General features: G+C 61.6%; 26 protein-coding genes. 10 read left to right on the top strand and 16 right to left on the bottom strand.

Features of this window, described 5'->3' with window-relative positions:
- Positions 1-116: 116 nt before the first annotated feature.
- Positions 117-914: an HAD-IIB family hydrolase gene (locus VB618_RS17780; RefSeq protein ID WP_329798072.1), complete on the bottom strand. Its 798-nt coding sequence runs from the start codon at positions 912-914 to the stop codon at positions 117-119.
- Between the two features lie 188 nt (positions 915-1,102).
- Between VB618_RS17780 and VB618_RS17775 the strand changes: the two genes are divergently transcribed.
- Entirely contained in the window at positions 1,103-2,356 is a 1,254-nt protein-coding gene (locus VB618_RS17775) for a glycerate kinase type-2 family protein (RefSeq protein WP_329798071.1), read from the top strand.
- 19 nt (positions 2,357-2,375) lie between these two features.
- On the opposite strand, the gene VB618_RS17770 is transcribed toward VB618_RS17775, so the two are convergent.
- Positions 2,376-3,056, bottom strand: a complete 681-nt coding sequence (locus VB618_RS17770; protein WP_329798070.1) for a sensor histidine kinase — start codon at positions 3,054-3,056, stop codon at positions 2,376-2,378.
- Positions 3,057-3,511: 455 nt separating this feature from the next.
- Between VB618_RS17770 and VB618_RS17765 the strand changes: the two genes are divergently transcribed.
- Positions 3,512-3,688, top strand: coding sequence for a CsbD family protein (locus tag VB618_RS17765; RefSeq protein WP_329798069.1), 177 nt, complete (start codon positions 3,512-3,514; stop codon positions 3,686-3,688).
- 42 nt (positions 3,689-3,730) lie between these two features.
- On the opposite strand, the gene VB618_RS17760 is transcribed toward VB618_RS17765, so the two are convergent.
- Genes VB618_RS17760 through VB618_RS17750 form a run of 3 tightly spaced genes read right to left on the bottom strand, consistent with a single transcriptional unit; the run spans position 3,731 to position 5,726 of the window.
- Positions 3,731-3,961 (bottom strand): sulfurtransferase TusA family protein, encoded by a 231-nt coding sequence (locus VB618_RS17760; RefSeq protein ID WP_329798067.1) that lies wholly within the window; start codon positions 3,959-3,961, stop codon positions 3,731-3,733.
- Positions 3,958-4,587, bottom strand: a complete 630-nt coding sequence (gene mobA / locus VB618_RS17755) for a molybdenum cofactor guanylyltransferase MobA (RefSeq protein ID WP_329798066.1) — start codon at positions 4,585-4,587, stop codon at positions 3,958-3,960. Before mobA ends, VB618_RS17760 begins: the two co-directional genes overlap by 4 nt.
- 11 nt (positions 4,588-4,598) lie before the next feature.
- The gene (locus tag VB618_RS17750) at positions 4,599-5,726 is read right to left on the bottom strand and encodes an Mrp/NBP35 family ATP-binding protein (protein ID WP_329798065.1); all 1,128 of its coding nucleotides are present in this window, start codon (positions 5,724-5,726) and stop codon (positions 4,599-4,601) included.
- 216 nt (positions 5,727-5,942) lie between these two features.
- Between VB618_RS17750 and VB618_RS17745 the strand changes: the two genes are divergently transcribed.
- From VB618_RS17745 to VB618_RS17725, 5 genes are all read left to right on the top strand, one after another.
- Positions 5,943-6,446, top strand: coding sequence for a pyridoxamine 5'-phosphate oxidase family protein (locus tag VB618_RS17745; RefSeq protein WP_329798064.1), 504 nt, complete (start codon positions 5,943-5,945; stop codon positions 6,444-6,446).
- A 170-nt stretch (positions 6,447-6,616) separates the two neighbouring features.
- Positions 6,617-7,882 (top strand): PQQ-dependent sugar dehydrogenase, encoded by a 1,266-nt coding sequence (locus VB618_RS17740; protein WP_329798063.1) that lies wholly within the window; start codon positions 6,617-6,619, stop codon positions 7,880-7,882.
- Positions 7,883-7,938: 56 nt separating this feature from the next.
- Entirely contained in the window at positions 7,939-8,268 is a 330-nt protein-coding gene (locus VB618_RS17735; protein WP_329798061.1) for a c-type cytochrome, read from the top strand.
- A 95-nt stretch (positions 8,269-8,363) separates the two neighbouring features.
- Positions 8,364-9,656 carry a nicotinate phosphoribosyltransferase gene (pncB, locus tag VB618_RS17730; RefSeq protein ID WP_329798060.1) on the top strand — a complete coding sequence of 431 codons (1,293 nt, stop codon included), beginning with the start codon at positions 8,364-8,366 and terminating at the stop codon, positions 9,654-9,656.
- Positions 9,657-9,661: 5 nt separating this feature from the next.
- A complete protein-coding gene (locus VB618_RS17725) occupies positions 9,662-10,426 on the top strand; it encodes a LamB/YcsF family protein (protein ID WP_329798059.1) in 765 nt (254 codons plus the stop codon).
- A gap of 22 nt (positions 10,427-10,448) precedes the next feature.
- Here the strand turns inward: VB618_RS17725 and VB618_RS17720 are convergent, their stop codons facing one another.
- A complete protein-coding gene (locus VB618_RS17720; protein ID WP_329798057.1) occupies positions 10,449-11,321 on the bottom strand; it encodes an alpha/beta fold hydrolase in 873 nt (290 codons plus the stop codon).
- A gap of 115 nt (positions 11,322-11,436) precedes the next feature.
- Positions 11,437-11,979, bottom strand: coding sequence for a YcbK family protein (locus VB618_RS17715; protein ID WP_329798056.1), 543 nt, complete (start codon positions 11,977-11,979; stop codon positions 11,437-11,439).
- Positions 11,980-12,323: 344 nt separating this feature from the next.
- Here VB618_RS17715 and VB618_RS17710 point away from each other — a divergent pair, with 344 nt between their 5' ends.
- Positions 12,324-12,761: a DUF4112 domain-containing protein gene (locus VB618_RS17710; RefSeq protein ID WP_329798055.1), complete on the top strand. Its 438-nt coding sequence runs from the start codon at positions 12,324-12,326 to the stop codon at positions 12,759-12,761.
- Positions 12,762-13,148 (top strand): hypothetical protein, encoded by a 387-nt coding sequence (locus tag VB618_RS17705; protein WP_329798054.1) that lies wholly within the window; start codon positions 12,762-12,764, stop codon positions 13,146-13,148.
- A gap of 42 nt (positions 13,149-13,190) precedes the next feature.
- Here the strand turns inward: VB618_RS17705 and VB618_RS17700 are convergent, their stop codons facing one another.
- The 9 genes from VB618_RS17700 to mbfA all read right to left on the bottom strand — a co-directional run bounded on the left by VB618_RS17700 (position 13,191) and on the right by mbfA (position 21,469).
- Positions 13,191-14,000 carry an ABC transporter ATP-binding protein gene (locus VB618_RS17700; RefSeq protein WP_329798053.1) on the bottom strand — a complete coding sequence of 270 codons (810 nt, stop codon included), beginning with the start codon at positions 13,998-14,000 and terminating at the stop codon, positions 13,191-13,193.
- Positions 13,993-14,718, bottom strand: coding sequence for an ABC transporter permease (locus VB618_RS17695; protein ID WP_329798052.1), 726 nt, complete (start codon positions 14,716-14,718; stop codon positions 13,993-13,995). The genes VB618_RS17700 and VB618_RS17695 overlap by 8 nt, the downstream gene beginning before the upstream one ends.
- Positions 14,718-15,440, bottom strand: coding sequence for an ABC transporter permease (locus tag VB618_RS17690; RefSeq protein WP_329798051.1), 723 nt, complete (start codon positions 15,438-15,440; stop codon positions 14,718-14,720). Before VB618_RS17690 ends, VB618_RS17695 begins: the two co-directional genes overlap by 1 nt.
- Before the next feature lie 134 nt (positions 15,441-15,574).
- The gene (locus VB618_RS17685) at positions 15,575-16,420 is read right to left on the bottom strand and encodes a lysine/arginine/ornithine ABC transporter substrate-binding protein (RefSeq protein WP_329798050.1); all 846 of its coding nucleotides are present in this window, start codon (positions 16,418-16,420) and stop codon (positions 15,575-15,577) included.
- 218 nt (positions 16,421-16,638) lie between these two features.
- Positions 16,639-17,484, bottom strand: a complete 846-nt coding sequence (locus tag VB618_RS17680) for a lysine/arginine/ornithine ABC transporter substrate-binding protein (RefSeq protein WP_329798049.1) — start codon at positions 17,482-17,484, stop codon at positions 16,639-16,641.
- Positions 17,485-17,608: 124 nt separating this feature from the next.
- On the bottom strand, positions 17,609-18,307 hold the full coding sequence (locus VB618_RS17675; RefSeq protein ID WP_329798048.1) for a fumarylacetoacetate hydrolase family protein: 699 nt from the start codon (positions 18,305-18,307) through the stop codon (positions 17,609-17,611).
- Between the two features lie 157 nt (positions 18,308-18,464).
- Positions 18,465-19,289, bottom strand: coding sequence for a DUF4142 domain-containing protein (locus VB618_RS17670; protein WP_329798047.1), 825 nt, complete (start codon positions 19,287-19,289; stop codon positions 18,465-18,467).
- A gap of 239 nt (positions 19,290-19,528) precedes the next feature.
- A complete protein-coding gene (locus tag VB618_RS17665) occupies positions 19,529-20,443 on the bottom strand; it encodes a metallophosphoesterase family protein (RefSeq protein WP_329798083.1) in 915 nt (304 codons plus the stop codon).
- 54 nt (positions 20,444-20,497) lie between these two features.
- Positions 20,498-21,469 (bottom strand): iron exporter MbfA, encoded by a 972-nt coding sequence (gene mbfA / locus VB618_RS17660; protein ID WP_329798046.1) that lies wholly within the window; start codon positions 21,467-21,469, stop codon positions 20,498-20,500.
- A 337-nt stretch (positions 21,470-21,806) separates the two neighbouring features.
- Between mbfA and VB618_RS17655 the strand changes: the two genes are divergently transcribed.
- The gene (locus VB618_RS17655; protein ID WP_329798045.1) at positions 21,807-22,289 is read left to right on the top strand and encodes an NUDIX domain-containing protein; all 483 of its coding nucleotides are present in this window, start codon (positions 21,807-21,809) and stop codon (positions 22,287-22,289) included.
- Positions 22,290-22,424 lie beyond the last annotated feature (135 nt).

The following is a 22,424-nucleotide window of genomic DNA, read 5'->3' as shown; positions in this document are numbered from 1 at the left end:
TCCAAGTACGGCATCGAGGGCTTTCTCGAGATCAAGTACATCAACATCGCCGGGCTGTAGCCGGCAAGAAGCCCGGCCAAGCCGGGCTTTCTCTTGTCTCGGGCTATTAGAGCCTGTCAGCTCTTTGCCCTCAGCAGCATGTCTGCGAGTTCAGCAAAACCGTCTCCCGAGTGGCCCTCCGTGATGTAGGCGGGCTTGTGCGTCAACCGGTGGGCAAAGGCCTGGATGTTGGCCACGCCGACGCTGAACGGGAATGCGGCGAACATGGGCTCGTCATTGGGTGAATCGCCCGCGTAGATCACGGCGTTTTTCGCCTGCTCCCAATCCATGCCGAACACATCGGCCAGCAGGGTTTTCGCCATGCTGAGCTTGTTGTAATCGCCGAACCAGCCGTTCACATGAATCGAGCTCACCTTCGCCTGAGCGCCGGCTTTCTCGAAGATGGACACGATCCGGTCCACCTCCGTTTCGGGCAGAGCCGGCACGTCCTCGCAGAAGTCGATGGCGAGATCCGCCAGGCGGTAGGCCTGATCGCTGGCAAGGGCTGAGCCCGGCACGGTGGCCAGAACCTCCTTCTCGATTGACTTGAGCCTGATCCGGTTCTGCCTCAGCTCCTCGGGGTTGGCCCAGAAGTGCTGCAGCATTTTTCTCCGCTCGCGATCATAGCGGAAGTAGAAGGCGCCGTTCTCGCCCACCACCGCATCCACCGGCCACATGCGGGCGATGTGATCGCACCAGCCGGCAGGCCGACCTGTGACCGGGATGACGATGAAGCCCGCACGATGCAGCTCTTCGAGGGCACTATAGGCCTTTGCCGTCAGCAGGCCTTCTGTCGTCATCGTATCGTCGATGTCGGTCAGCACCACGCGAATGGAGCGGGCCGCTGCCTGCGGAAGCTGCGAGAGAGGCTTCATATCCCGAACTCCAGGACAGAGGGGCAGGGGAGCGGCATCGGCAGAGGATCCTTGTTCCAAGCGACCGCCATCGGAATGATAAGGCGGCTAACGGCGGATCTTTAAGCACGGGCGAGAGCAGCATCCAAGACCTTTGATCGCTGCCCCGACAGGCTTCACGGGCGCGATTTCTCACGTAAAGTGACCTCATGCACAATGATCGCGATATCCTCCATACCCTGTTCGAAGCGGCCCTGCAGGCGGCGCTGCCCGATGGGAAATTCGACGGCTGCCTGCCGGAAAAGCCGAAGGGGCGGACCATCGTGCTCGGCGCCGGTAAGGCCTCGGCCCGCATGGCGGCCGCCTTCGAGGAGGCCTGGGCCCGCACTGGCGGAACATGCGAAGGGCTTGTGGTCACCCGCTACGGGCATGGGGTGCCGACGCAATCGGTCGAGATCGTGGAGGCGGCCCATCCCGTTCCCGACGAGGCCGGCTTGCAGGCGGCCAAGCGGATCCTTGCGCGCGCACAGGAGGCCGGGCCTGACGATCTCGTCGTCTGCCTCATGTCGGGCGGAGCCTCGGCGCTCCTGTCCCTGCCGGCCGAGGGCGTAACGCTCGCCGACAAGCAGGCGTTGAACCGCGCCCTGCTGAAATCCGGTGCGCCCATCGGCGAAATGAACCTCGTGCGCAAATCGCTCTCGGCCATTAAAGGGGGCAGGCTCGCTGCGGCCGCAGGCAAAGCGCAACTCGTCACCTACCTGATTTCCGACGTGCCAGGGGACGACCCTGCGAGCATCGGCTCGGGCCCGACGATCCCCGAGAGGATTGACCCGGAGATCGCCCTTGCGATCCTGGGCCGATACGGCATCGATGTGCCGAGCCATGTGGTGCAGGCGATCCGGTCGAGTGCTGTCACCAAGCCAGCGGTCGGTGGCGCCGTGCATATGCTGGCAACTCCCAAGATGGCTCTCGATGCAGCGGCCGCCAAGGCACGCGAACTGGGCTTAAATGCCCTCGTTCTCGGCGATGCTCTCGAGGGTGAGGCACGCGAGGTCGGGCGCGTCATGGCCGGCATGGCACGCTCGGCGCTCATGCATGGCGAGCCTGCCCGAGCGCCCTGCGTCCTGCTGTCCGGCGGCGAGACCACCGTGACGGTTCGCGGCCAGGGGCGCGGCGGGCGCAACGCCGAGTTCCTGCTCTCTCTGGCCCTTTCCCTTAAAGGAGGGAGCGGGATCTCAGCGATTGCCTGCGATACCGATGGCATCGACGGATCGGAGGACAATGCCGGTGCTTGGTGCGATGGCAGCTTGCTTGAGAGCGCGCGTGCAAAGGGTATCGACCTTGCCGCGCACCTGGAGACGAACGATGCTTATGCGGCCTTTGCACAGCTCGACAGGCTCGTCATGACGGGACCGACGCTGACCAACGTGAATGATTTCCGCTGCATCCTCATCCGTCCGTGAGCCGTCAGCCAGGATTTCTTTAGATGGAGTAGCTGAACCCGGTTGTGTTCGTTTCCGGCACGATCAGGCTCACCCTGGTGCCGCGCCTCTCGCGGCTTTCCACCTCAAGGTTTCCGCCATGGAGTTTGAGGATGTACCAGGCAAGGCTCAGGCCCAGGCCTGTGCCGGGCAGCTTCTTGGCATTCCGGCCGCGAAAGAAGGGCTGCAGAACGAAAGGCAGATCCCGCTCCCCGATGCCGATGCCACGATCCTTGACGGTGATCCTGACTAGGCTGTCTTCCCCGCGCGCCGTCACATCGATTGGCTGATCCGGACGGGAATATTTCATGGCATTCGACACGACGATGACGAGTGCTTGTTCAAGTAGAACCGGATCGCCGATGATCATCTCCGGCATATCCTTGATATCTAGATGAAAGGCGCGCTCGGGTTCCTGGCCTCCCTGCTCACGACAGGCCCGCTTGATGAGTTCCGCGAGATGGAACTCGCTCGGATTGAGCATGATGCTGCCGGCGCTGGCACGGGTGTAGGACAGGATTGTTTCGATCAGCTCATCGAGCCGCAGGCTCGCCCGCCAGATTTTCTCGGCTTTGAGCTGGATGTCATGGGTGCTCAGCCGGTCAGCCCTCCTGATCAGGCCTTGAGCCAGGGCATTGATCGTCGATAATGGCGTCCTGAGCTGGTGCGCCAGCAATGCCATGGGGTCCAAATGGAGCGCCGTCCCGCGAGATGCCGTGCGCGAGATGGAATGACGGGAAGTCTTGGAAGAGGGTCGAGGTAGACGGGCGGCGGACACGAACAGGGACCTATAACTTTATAACATTTGATAATTGGTTCGGTCCGAAGTAGCGCAGGAGTGCCTGTTGTCTATCCCCCTATTTGGGGCAAGGCCGAGATAAGGCGGTTAAATCAGACAAGCGGTGCCAAATGGCACATTTGATATTTTTAGAAGAAAAACAATGCATTGCCTGGGTTTTTCTCAAGCAATTGATAATTTTTCTATAAATTTTATTGAAATTTTGGAAATTTTTCCTTGAAGTGGGCTAAAGATATTCAAGTATAGATAATATTAATTTGCGTACATCTTTCGCTTATTGCGGCAACCGATAGCTTGTTCATGCGTTTCCCTACCAGATGACTCGATAGGAGAGAAACATGGATCGCGATCGCACCGAAGGCAGCATGAAGAACATCAAGGGTCGGGTGAAGGAGGGGCTTGGCAAAGCCCTAGGCGACTCGAAGATGGAAACTGAAGGCAAGATGGATAAGACCGAGGGCAAGATCCAGAACACCGTTGGTGGGATCAAGGACTCGCTCCGCAAGGACACCTGATCCTCGGAAACCCTAAAAAGGCCCGGCAACGCCGGGCCTTTCTCATGCCGGCAGGCCCGCTTTGCGGATCATGAAGCTGATTGTGGCGTTCTCCTGCCGCTGGTCCTCCAGAATGTCGCCTGTTTCGCGGATCAGGTTCGGAACATCGATTCCGGCCAGGGGATCGGTGCAGATTACCCTCAGCAGGTCTCCGGGCTTCAGGGCATGAAGGGCTTTGCGGGTCCGCAGAACCGGCAAGGGGCACTTCAGGCCTGATAGATCAAGCTCCGTCATTCAGCCCTCTCCTGTTGGGCCAGGGTCTCTGCATACTTCAGATCCTCAGGTGTGTTGATGTTGAAGAAGGGCTCGACGGGCTCGGCCGGCCAAGAAGCCTCGGCATGGTCATGGCGGCTGATCCAGTCTCTGATGCTGCGGACGCCCTGATTCACGAGAGCCTGCCGCAGATCGTGCCTCAGTGAGACGGGCCAGAGACCGACAGCAAAGTGGGCCTGCGAACCTGATGCGGCATAGGCCATCGACTTGCGGGTTTCGGAGCATGCCTCGTGCAGCCGCAGCACTAAATCTCTTGGTACGAAAGGTGTGTCGGCCGGTACGCTCACGATCCAGGCGATGTCCGGTCGGTGAGCGGCACTCCACTCGAGAGCAGCCAGGATGCCGGCGAGCGGTCCTGGGTGATCCGGAATAGGATCTGGAATAACCGGGAACAGCATCCCCCTGAACCGGGAAGGGTCGCCATTGGCGCTGACGATGACGCTCGCGCATTGCGCCGCAAGGCGCTCAGTCGCGTGCTCCAGCAAGGTGCGCCCCGTAAGAAGCAGAAGAGCCTTGTCGTTACCGCCCATGCGCCGGGAGAGCCCGCCGGCCAGAATAACGCCGAGGGTCGGAGGTGGTAGGCTCATGCCGGGTGCGCTCACTCGATGACGATGCGCGGTGCAGGACGTGCGGCAGCGCCACCCGAGAGCGCGGTCCAGACCTGCTGCGCCATATCCCTGTAGATCCGAGCATGCGGTCCTTCCGGCTCCGCAACGACGACAGGGTGGCCTGAATCCGACAACTCGCGGATCGTCATGTTGAGCGGAACTTCGCCGAGGAAGGGAACGCCAAGACGTGTGGCCTCGTCCCTTGCTCCCCCATGGCCGAAGATGTGGGAGCTTTGCCCGCAATGGGGGCAAATGAAGGTCGCCATGTTCTCGACGATGCCGAGGATCGGGATCTCCACTCGCTTGAACATGGACACCCCGCGCCGAGCGTCGATGAGGGCGAGGTCCTGAGGAGTGGAAACAATCACGGCACCGGCGAGAGGCGTCGCCTGGGCCATGGTGAGCTGCGCATCGCCCGTGCCAGGCGGCATGTCGACCACGAGCACATCGAGATCGCCCCAGGCGACCTCCCGCAGCATCTGGGTGATGGCTGACATCACCATCGGGCCGCGCCAGATCATGGCAGCTTCTTCCTCCACCAGGAACCCGATGGACATGACCTTGATCCCGTAGGCTTCCATGGGCTCCAGGATCCGGTTCTCCAGGAGGCGCGGCTTGCCGTGGATGCCGAGGAGCTTCCGCATGGAAGGGCCGTATATGTCCGCGTCGAGCAGGCCGACTTTCAACCCAAGGGTTTTCAGGCCGAGGGCGAGGTTGCAGGCGGTGGTGGACTTGCCGACGCCGCCTTTGCCAGACGCCACGGCGATCACGTGCTGCACGCCGGGGATGCGCTGGTTCTTGGGCTGAGCGGCCGAGCGGGGGCGCTGGGGTGTCCCTGAAGAGGGTGATGGGGCGTTCGACCCGGTCGGCCGGTCGGCCGTGAGGCTGGCAAAGACCCCTTTGACCGTCGGCAGGCCCTGCACGGCCGTCACCGCGGCCTGTCGCACGCGCTCCATGTTCGACGCTTCGGAGGGCTCGATGGTGATGGAGAACATGACCCGGCCAGCATCATCCACAACCACATCGGAAAGGCGTCCCGATGCCACGAGGTCGGTTCCGTTCGCGTCGACCGGCACGGTCGACAGGGCCTGCAGCACATGCTCACGGGTGATCGCCACTTCGTCGTCTCCTGGGCCATTAAGGCGTCATCTTCGTGACATCTATAGGCTGCCGGGCGGTTCGTTAAGGCATTCCCGGTGAGAAGATGCGGTATTCCGAACCAAATCTCACCTTGTCCGTTGTTCACCCGATCCCTCGGGAGCCGGCTTGACCGGCCGAGTGGCTGCCTTCGCTGATCACATCCCGGGCGTACGACATCAATCGAGGAGACGAGAATGCACCAGCACGGCCACAACGATCCGAATGCTGCGAAGCTTTATGAACTGATCAAGGATGTGAAGATCGCCATGATGACCACGGTCGACACCGATGGCACCCTGCACAGCAGGCCCATGCACAACCTGGAGGCCGACGAGCACGGCGACCTCTGGTTCTTCACTCAGATTCAGTCTCCCAAGATGACGGAGATCTCCCGCGACAACGACGTCAACCTCGCCTTCAGCGACCCGAGCAGCCAGACCTATGTCTCGGTGTCCGGCAAGGCGGAGATCGTGCGCGACAAGACGACGATCGAGGAGAAGTGGTCCGAGCCCTTGCGTGCCTGGTTCCCGAAGGGGACGGACGATCCGCAGATCGCGCTGATCCGCGTTCATCCTGCAAAAGGTGAATACTGGGATAGCCCGTCCTCGACCCTGGTGCATCTCTATGGCTATGCGAAGGCCGTCGTGACGGGCGAGCAGCCGAAGCCGGGCGATCAGGCCAAGGTAAATTTAAGTTGATCGTGCCCCAATCCTTGAGAGTAGTTGGGGTCGCTTCGCGGCCCCTTTTTCTTTCACTTGATTGTATCTACCTCTACGGAAGAAGCTTAGGTATAATCAGAAAATCAGAATCGGAGACAACCGCTTCAAGCTTATAACAACAAAGTGCAGGGGGCTCTTGGGAGGAAACGATGAAGTTCATCCTGCTTGCTGCTGGTTCCATTGTTGCTTTTGCGTCCGCTAGCCTTGCCCAACCCGCTGCTCAGCCATCGGCGAGCAATCTTGAGAAGCTGACGTCTTTCCAAAGTACGGGAACTGAAGAGCCGAGGCCCATTGCTCAGGAGGGCCGCCGCGCAGATGCCCTGCGGCGCAATCTTGAAAAGATCAAGCTTCCAGCCGGCTTCAAAGTTGAACTCTACGCAGTCGTGCCTGATGCGCGCCATATGGCGGTCGGCCCCAATGCCGGTGTGGTCTTCGTCGGTACCAGAAAGAACAACGTCTATGTAGTGACGGATCGCGACAAGGATCGTGTCGCAGACGAGGTCAAGCAGTTCGCTCCGTCGATTGCGATGAAGATCCCGAATGGCGTCTGCTTCTCGCGTGACGGCATGCTTTACGTGGTGGAGCAGAATCGCGTCCTGCAGTTCCCGGCTGCGGAATTCTTCTATGAAGGGCCGGATGTCGCCGCCTTTGTCGTTGCAAAGCAGGGCGACCTGATCCCACCCGCTGAGGAGAGCTTCAACCACACGGCGCGTGTCTGTCGAATCGGGCCGGACAACAAGCTTTATGTTGCTTTGGGACAACCCTTCAACGTGCCGGCGAAGGAGAAGATAGATCTCTACAGACGTACTGGTATCGGCGGAGTCATCCGCATGGATCAGGACGGCAAAAACCGCGAAGTCTATGCAACAGGCATCCGCAACTCCGTCGGCATGGACTTCAATCCTGCGGACAAGTCCCTATGGTTCACCGACAATCAGGTCGACGGCATGGGTGACGATCAGCCTCCTGGCGAGATCAATCGGATCGCAAGCCAGGGCCAGAATTTCGGCTTTCCCTACTATGGCGGTGGTACAGTTCGTACGGTCGAGTACAAGGATGACCAAGTTCCGTCAGGTGTTGTCGGACCTCAGGCCGAGACGGACCCTCATGCGGCAGACCTTGGCATGATGTTCTACACGGGACGCATGTTCCCGCAGACCTATCAGGGCGGAATCTTCTCGGCCCAGCACGGCTCCTGGAACCGCACGAAGCCGGTCGGCGCCCGCATTATGTTCACTCCGATCAAACAGGACGGCACGGCGGACAAGCCGCAGGTCTTCGCAGAGGGGTGGCTCACGGAGAACGGCGAGTATCTCGGCCGGCCTGTGGACGTGGCCATGCTGCCTGACGGATCTCTTCTCGTCTCCGATGACACCGCTGGTGCCGTCTACCGCATCTCATACGAAGGCCGGTAAGGCTCCTTCGGCAGGCGCGCCTGGCGCGCGCGCCTGTTGTTCCCGGAGAGATCATCATGAAGTTTTTCATTGCTCTGGCGGGATTGGGAGCTTTTCTGACGGCGCTCGGGCTTGCTGGCGCAGAGGCCGGCAATGCCAGGGCAGGGCGGCAGAAGATCACCACGTGCCAAGCCTGTCATGGGCTGGATGGTCTCTCGAAGAACCCCGAGTCACCCAATCTCGCAGGCCAGATCGAAAGCTACCTCGTCAGAAGCCTCACCGCCTACAAGTCAGGCGAGCGCAAGAACGAGTCCATGAACATTGTAGCAAAGGAGCTGTCTGACGAGGACATCGCTGATGTCGCGGCCTATTACGCTTCGATCCAGGTCGACGTTCTACCGCCTTAAGCTGTGGCTGCATCTGTCCTTGAAGCTGGGCACCCTTTCATCATGGGCGGCCCTTCGCTATTGTCCTGCTCCCCGTGAGTGGCAAGGAGCAGGCGATGGCGGACATCGCGACCCGCGTCTACAACCATACCTGGAAGATCGACCCGATCGTCCGGTCGGTTCTGGATACGGACTTTTACAAGTTGCTGATGGCGCAAACGATCTTTCGCCGCCATCGCGACGTACAGGTGACGTTCGGCATCCATAACCGGACGACCCGTATCCGCTTGGCCGATATCATCGATGCCGGCGAACTGCGCGAGCAACTCGATCATGTGCGCAGTCTGCGCTTGACCCGGGGCGAATCCACCTGGCTGCGCGGCAACACCTTCTACGGCAAGCGGCAGATGTTCTCGCCGGAATTCATGGACTGGCTCGAGACCTTCCGTTTTCCGGAATACCTGCTGGAGAAGGAGGACGGCCAGTACGTCCTGACCTTCCACGGCCCCTGGATCGAGACCACCATGTGGGAGATCCCGGCACTCGCGATCCTCAACGAACTGCGCTCGCGAGGTGTCCTTAGGGGGATGGGCAAGTTCGAGCTTCAGGTGCTCTATGCCCGCGCCATGACCCGGGTCTGGGAGAAGATCGAGCGGCTTAAAAACCTGCCGGACCTCTCCATTGCCGATTTCGGCACCCGGCGACGCCACGGCTTTCTCTGGCAGGATTGGTGCGTGCAGGCCATGATGGAGGGGCTTGGATCGTCCTTTCTCGGAACGTCCAACTGCCTGATCGCCCTGCGGCAGGAGGTGGAGGCGGTAGGCACCAATGCCCATGAGCTTCCCATGGTTTATGCGGCCTTGGCCGAATCCGACGAGGAACTAGCCCAGGCTCCCTACAACGTGCTGTCGGACTGGCAGGAGGATTATGAGGGCAACCTGCTCGTCATCCTGCCCGATACCTATGGCACCACGAACTTCCTGCGGAATGCGCCCGATTGGGTACCATCCTGGACCGGTATTCGCGTCGATTCCAAGGATCCGATCGAGGGCGGCGAGGAGGCCATCGAATGGTGGCGCCAGCGCGGGCAGAACCCGCGCGAAAAGCTCGCGATCTTCTCAGACGGGCTCGACGTGGACGTGATCGAGCGTATTCACCGGCATTTCCGCGGCCGCATGCGCATCGGCTACGGCTGGGGCACTCTTCTGACCAATGATTTTCGCGGCTTGGCACCCGACGGAAAGCTCGATCCGATCTCCGTCGTCTGCAAGGTCATCTCGGCCGACGGCCGACCGACGGTGAAGATCTCCGACAATCCTACGAAAGCCATGGGTCCGAAGGCGGAAGTCGAGCGTTACAAGCGCATCTTCCACGTGGGCGAGCTGGCGGCGAAACCAGTATTGGTGTGACGGACATGATCATCGATCTCAACTGCGATATGGGCGAAGGTTTCGGTCCCTGGCCGATGGGAGACGACGAGGCGATGCTTGACATCGTGTCCTCCGCCAATATCGCCTGTGGTTTCCATGCGGGCGATCCGTCCATCATGTTCCGCACGGCGGAGATCGCGAAGCGCAAGGGAGTAGCCATCGGGGCACACCCCGGCTTCAACGATCTGCATGGCTTCGGCCGCCGCATGATCCGCGGCGACTCTCCCGCCGAGATCGAACGCATGATCGCCTATCAGATCGGCGCCATGCAGGCCGTAGCCTCGCTCGCAGGTCACAAGGTCACCTACGTGAAGGTGCACGGTGCCCTCAACAACATGGCCAACGAGGACGAGGATCTCGCTCTCGCAATCGCCCGCGCCATCAAGGGGGTCGATGCGAGCCTCATTAACATGTGCATGCCGGGCCTTCTGATGGAGAAGGCGTCTCACAGTGTCGGCATCGCGGTCGTACGTGAGATTTTTGCCGACCGCACCTATGAGGACAACGGAACGCTCACTAGCCGCAAGAAGCCCGGTTCCGTGCTGCACGATGCGGAGTTCGCAGCCGACCGCATTCTGCGCGCCGTCCAGGACAGGGCGATCACGACAGTGTCCGGCAAACGCATACCGGTGGAGATCGACACCATTTGTGTGCATGGCGACGAGCCGAGCGCGGTGGCCATGGCGCGAACGGTAAGGGCGAAGCTGGAAGCGAATGGCGTCAAGGTCGCGCCTTTCACGATTTCCTGAGACTGAGTGGGCGCTGCCTCTTTCAGCGCCCGAAAGCCTTGGCGAGGAAGGGCCGCAAGGCCGCTAGCGTCTCATCGGGCGCTTCCTCGGCCAAGTAGTGGCCGCAATCAACGGCGTGGCCCTCAACTTGATCGGCCCAGTCGCGCCAGACAGCCAGCACGTCATACCATTGATCGAGGCCGTTCTTGCGGCCCCACAAGGCCTGCACTGGACAGGCGATCCGCCGGCCCGCCTTCTGGTCTTCTTCGTCGAGACGCATGTCGATGGTTGCGCCTGCGCGGTAGTCCTCGCACATGGCATGAATCGTGTTCGGCTCGGTGTAGCAGCGGCGGTATTCCGCAAGCGCTTCTTCATCGAAAAGCGCACGTCCCCTGCGAAGATAAAAAGCATCCGGGTCTGACGCGATCAGGCGTTCCGGAAGCGGATGGGGCTGCGCGAGAAAGAACCAGTGCCAGTATCCCATGGCGAAGGCCATGTCCGTGCGCTGAAAGTGCTCTGCGGTCGGGATGATGTCCAGAACCGACAGCGCCACGATCCGTTCCGGGTGGTCGAGCGCCATGCGGTAGGCACAGCGTCCGCCGCGGTCGTGACCGACGACGGCAAACCGCTCGAATCCCAGAGCCTGCATGACCTCCACCTGATCGCGCGCCATGGCGCGCTTGGAGTAAGGTTCATGCTGTTCGTTCGTCGGAGGCTTGGAACTGTCGCCATAGCCGCGCAGGTCGGCGCAAACGATTGTGTAGTTTTCGGCGAGCTTCGGCGCCACCTTGTGCCACATGACATGGGTCTGCGGATGTCCATGCAGCAGAAGCACGGGCGGGCCGTTGCCGCCAACACGCAGATTGATGACGGCTTCGGATGTTTCGATCCGACGGTGGGCGAAAGTCTTGAACATCCCGTGATTGTCTTACAGTTTTCGCTTCGAGACCAGGGGTTAGCTAAAGCCGTGGGACTGCGTTCGGCGAGCCGCAGCCCCGTGACTCAAGGCAGAGATGAAATAGTCCGGAGCCTCACCAGGAGCGGCGCTCTCCGTTGTCGATGTGGATGATGCCGTTTCGATATACCTTCAGGCCGCCGACCTGAGGGTGAGACCGCAGATAAGCCATGACGCCCCGCGCGCGGGCGCGAACCCTGAAATCAATCGCGCGACAGGAGAGGTGGAGTGATTGGCGAGCGCCGCCCGCGCGCCAGTTGCGGGCGCGGTTACGATGGGTGGATTCGATGCTGACGGGACCGAATTTTGCCGCAACGGAGGCGACGACTTCGCGCAGATTGCCCGGAACGCAATTGGTCGGGGCGCTCGCTCGCAGCGTGATCGTGCCGTGCGAGACCAGAGAGGCGAAACCGGAAGGGGTTCTCGCACTCGGCAGGCTTCCCGTCGTCTTGGGATCGTCGAGCTCGTCCTGTGACGGGAGGCTGGCATATTGCGCCGGGGGAACAAGCCCTCCGTCACCATCTCCGGCTTTCAGCGCAGCGGGCGACAGCCCAAACAGAAGCGCGCCGGTCACGAGTGAGAATCTGGACGCATGGTGAACTCGGCAGGTGATGCTCATCGGGTTCTCCCGTTCTGAGCCCCTACAAGAATGTCATGCCGCCGAAATGGTCCTCCCAACGGCATTCTCTTGTGAGTTTATTGGTCAGGTAACTGACGGTTGCGCTCAGGGCGCAGGCAAGGCTACCTAAAGGAAGCTTGGCACTAGGCAAGAGCATGCCGACAGGAATGGGGTATTTGAACAAGGCGGATGGTTGGCAAAGCTTTAACCTGCAAGGAATTCAGCGCATGGGGAAATTTGGTGTTAGTTCTGAAATAACAGAGCTTTGACTCTTGTAGTTCTCGGACCTGATACACACATTTCGCGAATTGGACCGATTGAATCTTGGTCTGCTGGAGACTGGAATGGACGCTGCCCGTAGTGCTGTTTTCGATGCGATTAAAACTGCCGGCCCGCGCCGGGAGGATGCAGTTGCGCGCATCACGCTGGTTGCAAAGCTGATGGACAGTGCTTTTCTGATTCCCGGCCTGAACCGGCGCGTGGGACTCGACGCGGTGCTGGGCCTCGTGCCTGGTGTCGGCGATGCGCTCTCCGCAGCGATAGCGAGCTATATCATCTGGGAAGCCCGCCAATTGGGTCTGCCTCGTTGGAAAATCGCTCGGATGATCGGCAATGTTGCCATGGATACAACCATCGGCATCATACCGCTGGCAGGTGACGTGTTCGACGTATTCTTCAAGGCCAATGAGCGGAACCTCCGGATCATTCACGAGCATCTGGGTACGCCCAAGCGCGGACCGAAAGAGATCGACGGTACCGCCGTCAGGATCGAGGAGCGCTGAATGAGACGGTTGCTGTGGATCTTTGCCTGGATTGCCGTGGGGCTCTGGTCCCTATTCGCCTGGGGCGCCTACGGGCTTCTGGATTTCTTCGGCGGTGTCGCTGCCCGTAATGCCGACATCGTCACCGGGCATCCCGAGTCGGTCGAGTGGCTCTCCTGGGCACTGATGACCCTGAGAGGGCTGGGCCTTGGCGCCATAGTGTTCGTCTGGGGACTCGTGTCGCTGCTCATTCTTGCGGTTCCGGCCGTGCTGGGCCTGTTTTTCGGCGGCGCGAGGCGTGAGCAGTATGTCGAAGAGTGGCGCGGGCCTCGGGGCAATCCTCGCACGTCTGGCGCATCCCAACCGCCGTCCGGACAACCTCCGATCCGGCGGATCGAAAGACGCTAAACAAAAGGGCGAAGCGGATGCCGCTTCGCCCTTTTTCAAGCCTCAGCGATGGCTTGAGATGAACTGCTTGAAGCGCTCGGATTTCGGAGCGCCGAACACCTCCGTCGGTGCGCCTTCCTCCTCCACGACACCCTTGTGCAGGAACACGACCCGGTTCGACACGTCGCGGGCAAAGCCCATCTCGTGCGTCACCACCAGCATGGTGCGACCCTCCTCGGCGAGCGAGCGCATGACGCGCAGCACTTCGCCGACGAGTTCCGGATCAAGCGCCGAGGTCGGTTCGTCGAAGAGCATCACCTTCGGGTGCATGGCGAGCGCCCGCGCGATGGCGGCGCGCTGCTGCTGACCGCCGGAGAGGTGCGATGGATACTGGTTGCGCTTGTCGACGATGCCGACCTTTGCCAGCAACTCCTCGGCTTCGGCGATGCATTCCGCCTTTGGGCGTTTCTGCACATGAACGGGGGCCTCGATCACGTTCTCCAGAACGGTCATGTGAGACCAGAGATTGAAGCTCTGGAACACCATGGCCACCCGGGAGCGGATGCGGTCGACCTGGCGTTGATCGACCGGCTCCATTCCCTTGCGGCTTTTCTTCAGGCCGATGGTCTCACCACCGATGCTGATTTCGCCGGAATCGGGCACCTCCAGCATGTTGATGCAGCGGAGCATGGTGGATTTGCCGGAGCCGGAGGCGCCGAGGATCGAGATCACATCTCCTTCGTTCGCACTTAGCGACACGCCCTTGAGAACTTCGAGTGATCCGAAGCTCTTGCGAAGGTTCTGCACGGAGACGGCCAGAGCCGCATCGGAGGACGCAAGTTGGGACGACAAGGATGCAACTCCGTTAGACATGGGCGGCCTCCAGACGCGGCTCCACGGCCGCGGGACGGCGCAGATGAGGCGAGAGCCACCACTCGATGGCCATGATGATGCGGGTGATGATGAAGTTGAGGATGAGATAGATCAGGCCCGCAACGACGAACACTTCTACCGCGCGGAAGGTCTGCGAGATCAGTTTGGCGGCCAATCCTGTCACTTCCATCATGGTGATGATCGAGGCAAGCGACGTGGCCTTCACCATCAAGATGATCTCACTGCCGTAAGCCGGGAGCGCCTGACGGACAGCGATGGGGAAGACGACGCGGCGGAAGAGCAGGAAGCCCGACATGCCGCAAGCCCGCGCCGCCTCCACCTGATTGTAGGGAACGGACTGCAGCCCGCCGCGGATGATCTCGCTGGCGTAGGCTGCCGTGTTGAGGGTGAGCGCAAGGACCGCGCACCAATAGGGCTCACGGAAGAAGGTCCACAGGCCCCATTCCTGTAGGGTCGGGCGAAACTGGCCAAGGCCGTAATAGATCAGGAAGATCTGCACGAGCAGCGGCGTTCCGCGGAACACGAAGACGTATCCTTGAGCCGGCCAGTCGAGCACCTTGATGCCCGACATGCGCATGAGCGCCAGGAGCATGGCGAGAACGGCACCGAGGCCCACTGCCATGAAGGCGAGGTTCAGCGTCAGCGGCACGCCACTCAGGAGGGTCAAGAAGGCATCCCGCATGAAAGCGAAGTCCATCAGGAAGCCCTCCGCATGCCACGCATCGAGTGGGACTCCGCGCGCTGGAACATGTAGGTCGAAACCCAGGTGATGAGCAGGTAGAGCACCGCCGCCGTGAGATAGAAGTCGAACGGTCGGCGTGTGGAGCCGGCCGCGATGTGCGACTGGCGCAGCAACTCGACAAGGCCGGTCACAGAGATGAGGGCCGATTCCTTCAGGACCAGCTGCCATGTGTTGCCGAGGCCGGGAATGGCATAGCGCAGCACCTGCGGGGCGATGATGCGGCGGAACATGAGCCAGCGGTGCATGCCGACGGAGCGCGCCGCTTCAAGCTCGCCGCGGCTGACCACCTGATAGGCGCCGCGGAAGACCTCTGCCTGGTAGGCTCCTGATATGATGCCGATGGCGAGAGCCCCGGTGACGAAGGCCGGCACACCGATGAACCCGTCTGCCCCGAACAGGCTGCCGATGGCGCCGAGCGCCGCGCTTCCGCCGAAGTAGAACAGGTAGATCACGAGAAGATCGGGGATGCCCCGCAGGACGGTGGTGTAGCCGTCGGCGAGGCTGCGGATCACGAGATTGCCGCCGATCTTGCCCCAGGCCACCAGGGTGCCGACGACGGAGCCTGCGAGAAAGCCGCAGATGGCGACCGCGATCGTCATTCCCGCTGCGGTGAGGAGAGCCCATCCCCATCCATTGGGGCCAAACCCGACGAGCTCGAAATAGCTCAATTGCTGCACGCGTCGTAACTTTCTTGAATATGTCTCCCCTCTGTGGAAGGCAGCGGGCAAGACAGCATCTGTACCATCCGGCTTTCAACCGGATCGATCCCGGGCTCGCAGAGCAGGACCCGGGATCGATCTTTCAAGCGTCGTCAGGCTTGCGGAGTCGCGTCGATCTTGAACCATTTCTCGGACAGCTTCTTGATCGTGCCGTCCTTGATCGCAGCTTGAATGGCCTCGTCGAAGTTCTTCTTCAGCTCCGCGTCGTCCTTGCGCATGCCCACGGCGACGCCGCGGCCCAGCAGGCCGCCGCGCATGCCTGTGCCGACGATTGCCATGTCCTTGAACTCGGGCTTCTCCTGCGTGGCCTTCAAGGCCCCGTGGCCGGCGAAGATCGCATCGATGCGGCCCGCGGTCAGGTCGAGGTCGTGCTGCTCCGTGGTCTTGTACTCGCGGATCTCGATGGTGTCCTTGAGGTACTGCTCCAGGAACTGCGAGTTCACGGTCGAGCCCTGCACGCCCACCGTCTTGCCCTTGAGCAGCGGCTTCCAGGCCTCGATGGCCTTCTTGGCGCCCTCGGGATCCTTCTCGAAGCTCGCCGTCGTGCCCGTTCCCGCCAGCTTGGCGAGCGGCGAATCCTTCATCACGCCAAAGCCATGCGGAGTGGCCGCATAGGGGAGCGAGAAGTTGATCACTTCCAACCGCTTGTCGGTGATGTTCATGCCCGCCATGATGGCATCGTACTTCTTCGCCTGAAGGGCCGGGATGATGCCGTCCCAATCCTGGGCCACGATCTCACACTTCACCTTCATGCGTCCGCAGAGTTCGTTGGCAAGGTCGATTTCATAACCCTCGAGCTTGCCGCCGGCACCCGTGAAGTTCCAGGGAGCATAGGCTCCCTCGGTGGCGATCTTTACCGTCTTCTCCTGAGCGGCTGCTCCACCCATCGCGAGAGTGGAAGCCAGCAACCCGAGACCCAAAGCCTTGAACAGTTTCATCGTCATCCCTCTGGTCAGCTTCGACTGATCCTATTGTCGGACGAGGCTGTGGAGCTCTCATCCTGCGATTGGAAGCTAACATTCAAAAGCCAAGCCGGCGCAAGTCCTAAACATGCCGAATAAAGTGGCCAAGTTGGTAATTTCGGTCGCAACCAGGCCTCGCCTATACGAAAAAGGCGCGGCCGGAGCCGCGCCTTGGATATGGAAGGCAAGCCGGATCAGGAGCGCGGGGTGGTGTCGATCTTGAACCACTTCTCGGACAGCTTCTTGATCGTGCCGTCCTTGATCGCAGCCTGGATCGCATCCTCGAAGCTCTTCTTGAGCTCGGCTTCGCCCTTGCGCAGGCCGACGCCGACGCCGGCGCCGAGCAGGCCGCCGGTGATGGACGGGCCGACCATAGCGTAATCCTTGAACTCGGGCTTCTCGAGGGTGCCGATGATGGCGGTCGAGTCAGCCAGAACTGCGTCGATACGGCCGGCGGCGAGGTCGAGGTCATGGGCCTCGGTGGTCTTGTACTCGCGGATCTCGGCTGTGCCCTTCAGGTACTTGTCGGCGAAGTTGGAATGGATCGTTGAGGTCTGCACGCCGACGGTCTTGCCCTTCAGGACAGGCTTTAGATCATTGATCGCCTTCTCGGCCGCAGCCTGCTGAGCGCCGAGGTTGAAGGCCTGGCCTGTGCCAGGCATCTTGGCGAGCGGCGAGCTCTTCGCCACGAGGAAGCCGTTCGGAGAATTGGCGTATGGGCCGGCGAAGTCGATGGTCTTCTTGCGCTCGTCCGTGATGCTCATGCCGGCCATGACGGCGTCGTACTTCTTGGCGGTCAGTGCCGGGATGATGCCGTCCCAGTCCTGAGCCACGATCTCGCACTTGACCTTCATGCGCGCGCACAGGTCGTTGGCGAGGTCGATCTCGAAGCCTTCGAGCTTGCCGCCGGCACCGGTGAAGTTCCACGGGGCATAGGCGCCCTCTGTCGCGATCTTAACGGTCTTCTCCTGAGCAGCAGCTCCGCCGATGGCAAGAGCTGAACCGAGAAGAGCCAAGCTCATGGTCTTAACGAATTTCATTGTCGTTCCCTTATTCGTGGGCCCGGATTTAGACCGGAGCCATACTCAACCCGCGCCCCTTCCGGGCCGCGCCGTGACGCAGTAACGGATAAACTTCGAAAAAAGGCAAGGGGTGCGCCCAGCGTTACACAACGCGCAGCTGGATCTCCCCAAGGCCCTCGACAGCACCGGTCATGGTCTGCCCTTGCGTGACCGCTCCCACGCCGTCAGGGGTGCCGGAGAAGATCACGTCGCCAGGGGCAAGCTCGAAATAGGCGGAGAGATAGGCGATCTGTTCGGCCACCGACCAGATCATGTCCGACAGGTCGGCCTTCTGCCTGGGAGATCCGTCGACCAAGAGAGAGATGGTACCACTCGACAGGTGCCCGACCTTGGAAACCGGATGGATCGGTCCAACCGGGCCGGAAAGGTCGGCAGACTTGCCCAACTCCCAGGGCCGTCGGAGCTGCTTGGCCTCGTCCTGCAGGTCGCGGCGGGTCATGTCGAGACCGACAGCATAGCCGAAGACATGGCCGAGGGCCCGCTCGACCGGGATGTCCCGACCGCCTTTGGCCAGCGCCACCACCATCTCGATCTCGAAATGATAATTGCCGGTTTTGGGCGGGTAGGGGTGATCGACGGCCGAACCTTCAGCGACCGGCTGCAGGGCGCCGGCGGGTTTCATGAAGAAGAACGGAGGCTCGCGGGTCGGGTCGCCGCCCATCTCGCGTGCATGGGCGGCATAGTTGCGGCCTACGCAATAGACGCGGCGGACCGGGAAGAGGTCGACCGTTCCGGCAACCGGGAGAGCGGGGATCGAAGGTGGGGGAATGACGTAGGCCATGAGGGCTCGCGAGAGGAGAGGTACGATGATCCCTCCCTACACCCTGCGGCTTGCATCAAAAGCCGAGAAAATGTCCAACCTCCCTCTAGGGCGGTCGCAACAAGAATACGGCGGGCCCATTGGACCCGCCGCGCCATAAGGTCAGGCTGAGAGCCGATTAGCGGCGGCGCGTGGTTGCGCCCGGAAGGCGTCGGGCATCCGCCGCGTGATGCTCGAGATGCGGAACCACCGAGGCTGCGAACTGGCGCAGCGACGGGTCGTTGCCGGCCTGGGCATAGCTGGAGTGCAGAGCCAGGGCTTCCTGGTGGGCCATGCGCTGGGCCTGACCGTAGAGGCGATCGAACTGCGGGCCGGAGGTCGAAGCCATTTGGTTCAGCATGGCCATCTTCTCGGGAGGCATCGGAACGCCGAGGCGGATCGGGGTCACAGAGCCCGTGGACTGCACGTCGGCCGTAGCGCCGGCTGCCGAGCCTGTGGTCGCGCCGATGCCAGCGCCGACGGCGGCGCCAACAGGGCCGCCAACCAGGGCGCCTACACCGGCGCCAGCCAGAGCACCGGTCGCCGTCCCGCCAGCCGTGCTTGGGGAGCCGCTCGCTGCCGCACCGGCTGTCGTGCCTGCGGTCGCACCGATGCCGGCGCCAACGGCTGCACCCACGGGGCCGCCGACCAGGGCGCCGATGCCGGCGCCGGCCAGGGTGCCGCTCAGCGAGCCGCCGATGAACTGACCGGACGCGCTATAAACAGGACGGCCGCCGTTCAGGGCCTGGCTTGTCATGGAGTGATCCTGGATCATCTGCTGGGCATAGCGGCGGACGACCGGATTGCGGGAACGCTCGAGGGCAAGCTGGCTCGTGGTGATCTCGAAGGCATCCGATTGAGCCGCCATCATACGATAGGTCTGGCTGTCCATGACCATCTGAGCGGAGGCCGGGGCGGCCGAAACGGATGCGAACAACGCCGCGAGGGCAACGTACTTCTTCATGAGATGAACTCCTGTTTCTCGGGTCGCAGAACACCGTGCGCAGCCCGACAGGCTTGCGAAGTTCATGGGTGGCTGCTGCACCCCTTCAACGAGGAGGGATCTACGCGGTTCCAGGAAAGCGACAGGATTGTATGAAGAAAATCCACCATGAATACTGAAGCTTAGATCTTTCTAAGCTCGCGAAGGGGTGATGATTAACTTGTGTTAATTGAGGCCAGCCAGGAATCGAAGTTTCTATTCTAGTTCTGCTCGTGAGGCTGACGGATGCGGGCGAGCGAAAGCATGCCCAAGCCACCAACTGTTCCATCGGGCTTCAGCCCCCGCCGTTCCGCCATCAGGAGGAAGCCAGTTTCGTCCCGGCCGATCGTAAAGAGATGATAGCCGGCGGTGTGGGTCAGCGTTCCGCCGCGGGCCGAGGCCGAGGGCGCGCCGATCACGGGGATAGGGCCGCGCGGGCCATCGAGATGGGCGAGCGATCCCACATGGTTGTGGCCGTGGAGCACGAGCTCCGCCCCAGCCCGGCAGAGCATCTTCTCGAAGCGTTTGGCATCCGTCAGGTTGCGGCCTGGATCTGCCCCGCCCACATGCGGCGGGTGATGGATGAGTACGATCCGGAAGCAGTGCGGATCCTGACCCAGCTCCTTCAGGATCTCCTCGGTGGCTTTCATCTGCCTGGAGCCGATCCGGCCCGATGCCACGAAGGGAAGCGTCGGGATTGCAGATGACAGCCCGATGATCGCGATGGAGCCGTAGCGGCGCAGATAGGGAAAGCTCGCTTCGCGGCCGTCGTCGCCGCGCGTCCATGGGGCGATCTCTTTCAGGAGCCCTTCCAGGGAGCCACGGACATAGGCATCGTGATTGCCCGGCACGAAGGTCACGCGTGACGGGTCGCCTAACTCCTCGAGAAACACCCGGGAAGTCTTCCACTCGTCCGGCAGGCCGATATTGCAGGTGTCGCCCGTGCAGGTGATGTGGTCGGGCTTCTGAGCATGGATGTCGGCCACCAAAGCGGCCAGCAGCTCCATGTCATGCATGTCGTGCCGGCTGCGGTACCAGTTGTACCAGCCGGTCAGGCGCTTGCTCAGGAGCTGCTTCAAGCGCGGCCGGGGCAGGGGGCCCACATGTGGGTCGGTCAGATGGGCAATGCGGAACATGGCGGCCGGGTTGATGCGGGTGGACACGAGAACTCGCGCGGGCGCCCCGCCCCGTCAAGCGCTGCCGATGAAGATACCGGCGAGAAGCACCAGCACGCCACCGACGATCACCTGATAGGCGGCGCTCCAGAACGGCGTCTCCATGTACTTCGTCCTGATCCAGGAGATCGCGACAAGTTCCACCGCCACCACGAGAGCCGCGATGCTCGTGGCCAGGATAAAGGCGTTGGGCCAGGAATCCGGCACCAGATAGGGCATGGTGTGGCCGATGCCGCCAGCTGCTGTCATGAGTCCGCAGACGAGACCACGCAGCCAGGGCGAGCCGCGTCCTGTAATCTCGCCGTCGTCGGACAGGGCTTCGGTCAGGCCCATGCTGATGCCGGCGCCGACTGAGGCTGCGAGCCCCACCAGAAAGGTCTCCCAGTTGTTCTGGGTGGCGAAGGCGGCTGCGAAGAGGGGAGCAAGCGTCGAGACAGAACCGTCGATGAGACCGGCGAGCCCCGGCTGCACATATTGCAGCACAAACAGACGTCGGCGGGCGTGTTCCTCGGCCGCTTCTGCGTTCTCGGTCAGATGGGCTGCATGGAGTTCGCCGGCCTTGCGTCCGTGTCCGCGTTCGATGTCGGCCAGCTTGGTGAAGAGTTCCCTTAAGGACACGTCCAGGGTCTGCCCGGCGGCCTTCTCGTAGAAGCTCGCAGCCTGCAGTTCCATGACCTCCGCCTCGCGGCGCATGCGGTTGAGATCGAGATGGGCGCTCCACCAGACGGCGCGACGCTTCAGGAAGCCGCGCACGTCCTCCCGGCGGATGGGAGGCAGGTGCTCGCCGAAGCGGGAGCGGTAGAAGCCGTAGAGGGAGTTGCGATGCTCGCGCTCTTCCTCGGCCATGCCGTCGAAGATCTCGGCCGAGGCGGGGAAGTCAGGGCGAAGGCGATCCGCGAAATGCTGGTAGATCCGCGAGTCTTCCTCTTCGCTCGCAATGGCAAGCGCGACGACTTCACGCTCAGACAATTCGGACAGGGACTTCATGGCAGCTCCAATTTAGAATTATTCTAAAATAGAGCTGCGCCATAGCCAAGTCCCCTGTCATTGGGGACAGAGGGGTGTCAGAATTCAGTACTGAGTGCCTGGGATCAGGGTCGAGTAGATCGTGCGGTCATCGAAATTGAGGGCGGGCGACCACGAGAAACGGGCGGAACGGTTCAGACGGGACAGGATGAAAGAGAGAAACATTGGAACACCTTTGGTTGCTGTTGTCTTAGACCTTCGTATTATGCGGGTCACGCGCCAAATTGAGGCCACTGCCATGCGTTTAACGAATGACAACATTCATCCTCCGGTAATGTTGTTGTGATGGCATGGGCTAATGTCTGACTCCGCGCCGTCACGGAAAGCCTCACGCCTCCTGTCCCTGGGGCTGCACACCTATTGGCGCTTCTCACGAGGCATGACCCTGGGGATTCGCGGCGTGGTGCTCGACCAGCAGAACCGGGTCTTTCTCATCCGGCACACTTATGTGCCCGGCTGGCACCTGCCGGGCGGAGGGGTGGAGACCGGCGAGACGGCTCTGGAAGCGCTCGACCGTGAGCTGCGCGAGGAGGCCTGCATCGCCATGGACGAGCCTCCTTCTCTGTTCGGCGTGTTCTTCAACAACCGGGTGTCCCGGCGCGACCACGTTCTGGTCTATGTGATCCGGCGCTTCACGGTGCTGCAGGCCAAACAGCCCGACCGGGAAATCGCGGAAGCGGGGTTCTTCCCCCTCGACAGCCTGCCCGAGGAGACCACCTCAGCCACCCGGAGCCGCTTGGCAGAGATTCTCGAAGGTCAGCCCCCCTCCCCACATTGGTGAACGGGGATTTGCGCCGCGTTCCCGACGCTGCTATGGCCTAATCGATAAAGGAAACGCCGAGCTCCATGGCCATCATCCGGATCCTGCGACGACGACACGGCTGACATCCGTCCAGCCACCCTGATCTTTGTCGTC

The organism is Microvirga sp. CF3062 (assembly GCF_036314045.1).
In the GTDB taxonomy this organism is placed as follows: Bacteria; Pseudomonadota; Alphaproteobacteria; order Rhizobiales; family Beijerinckiaceae; genus Microvirga.
This window is presented reverse-complemented; position numbering and strand designations above follow the sequence as displayed.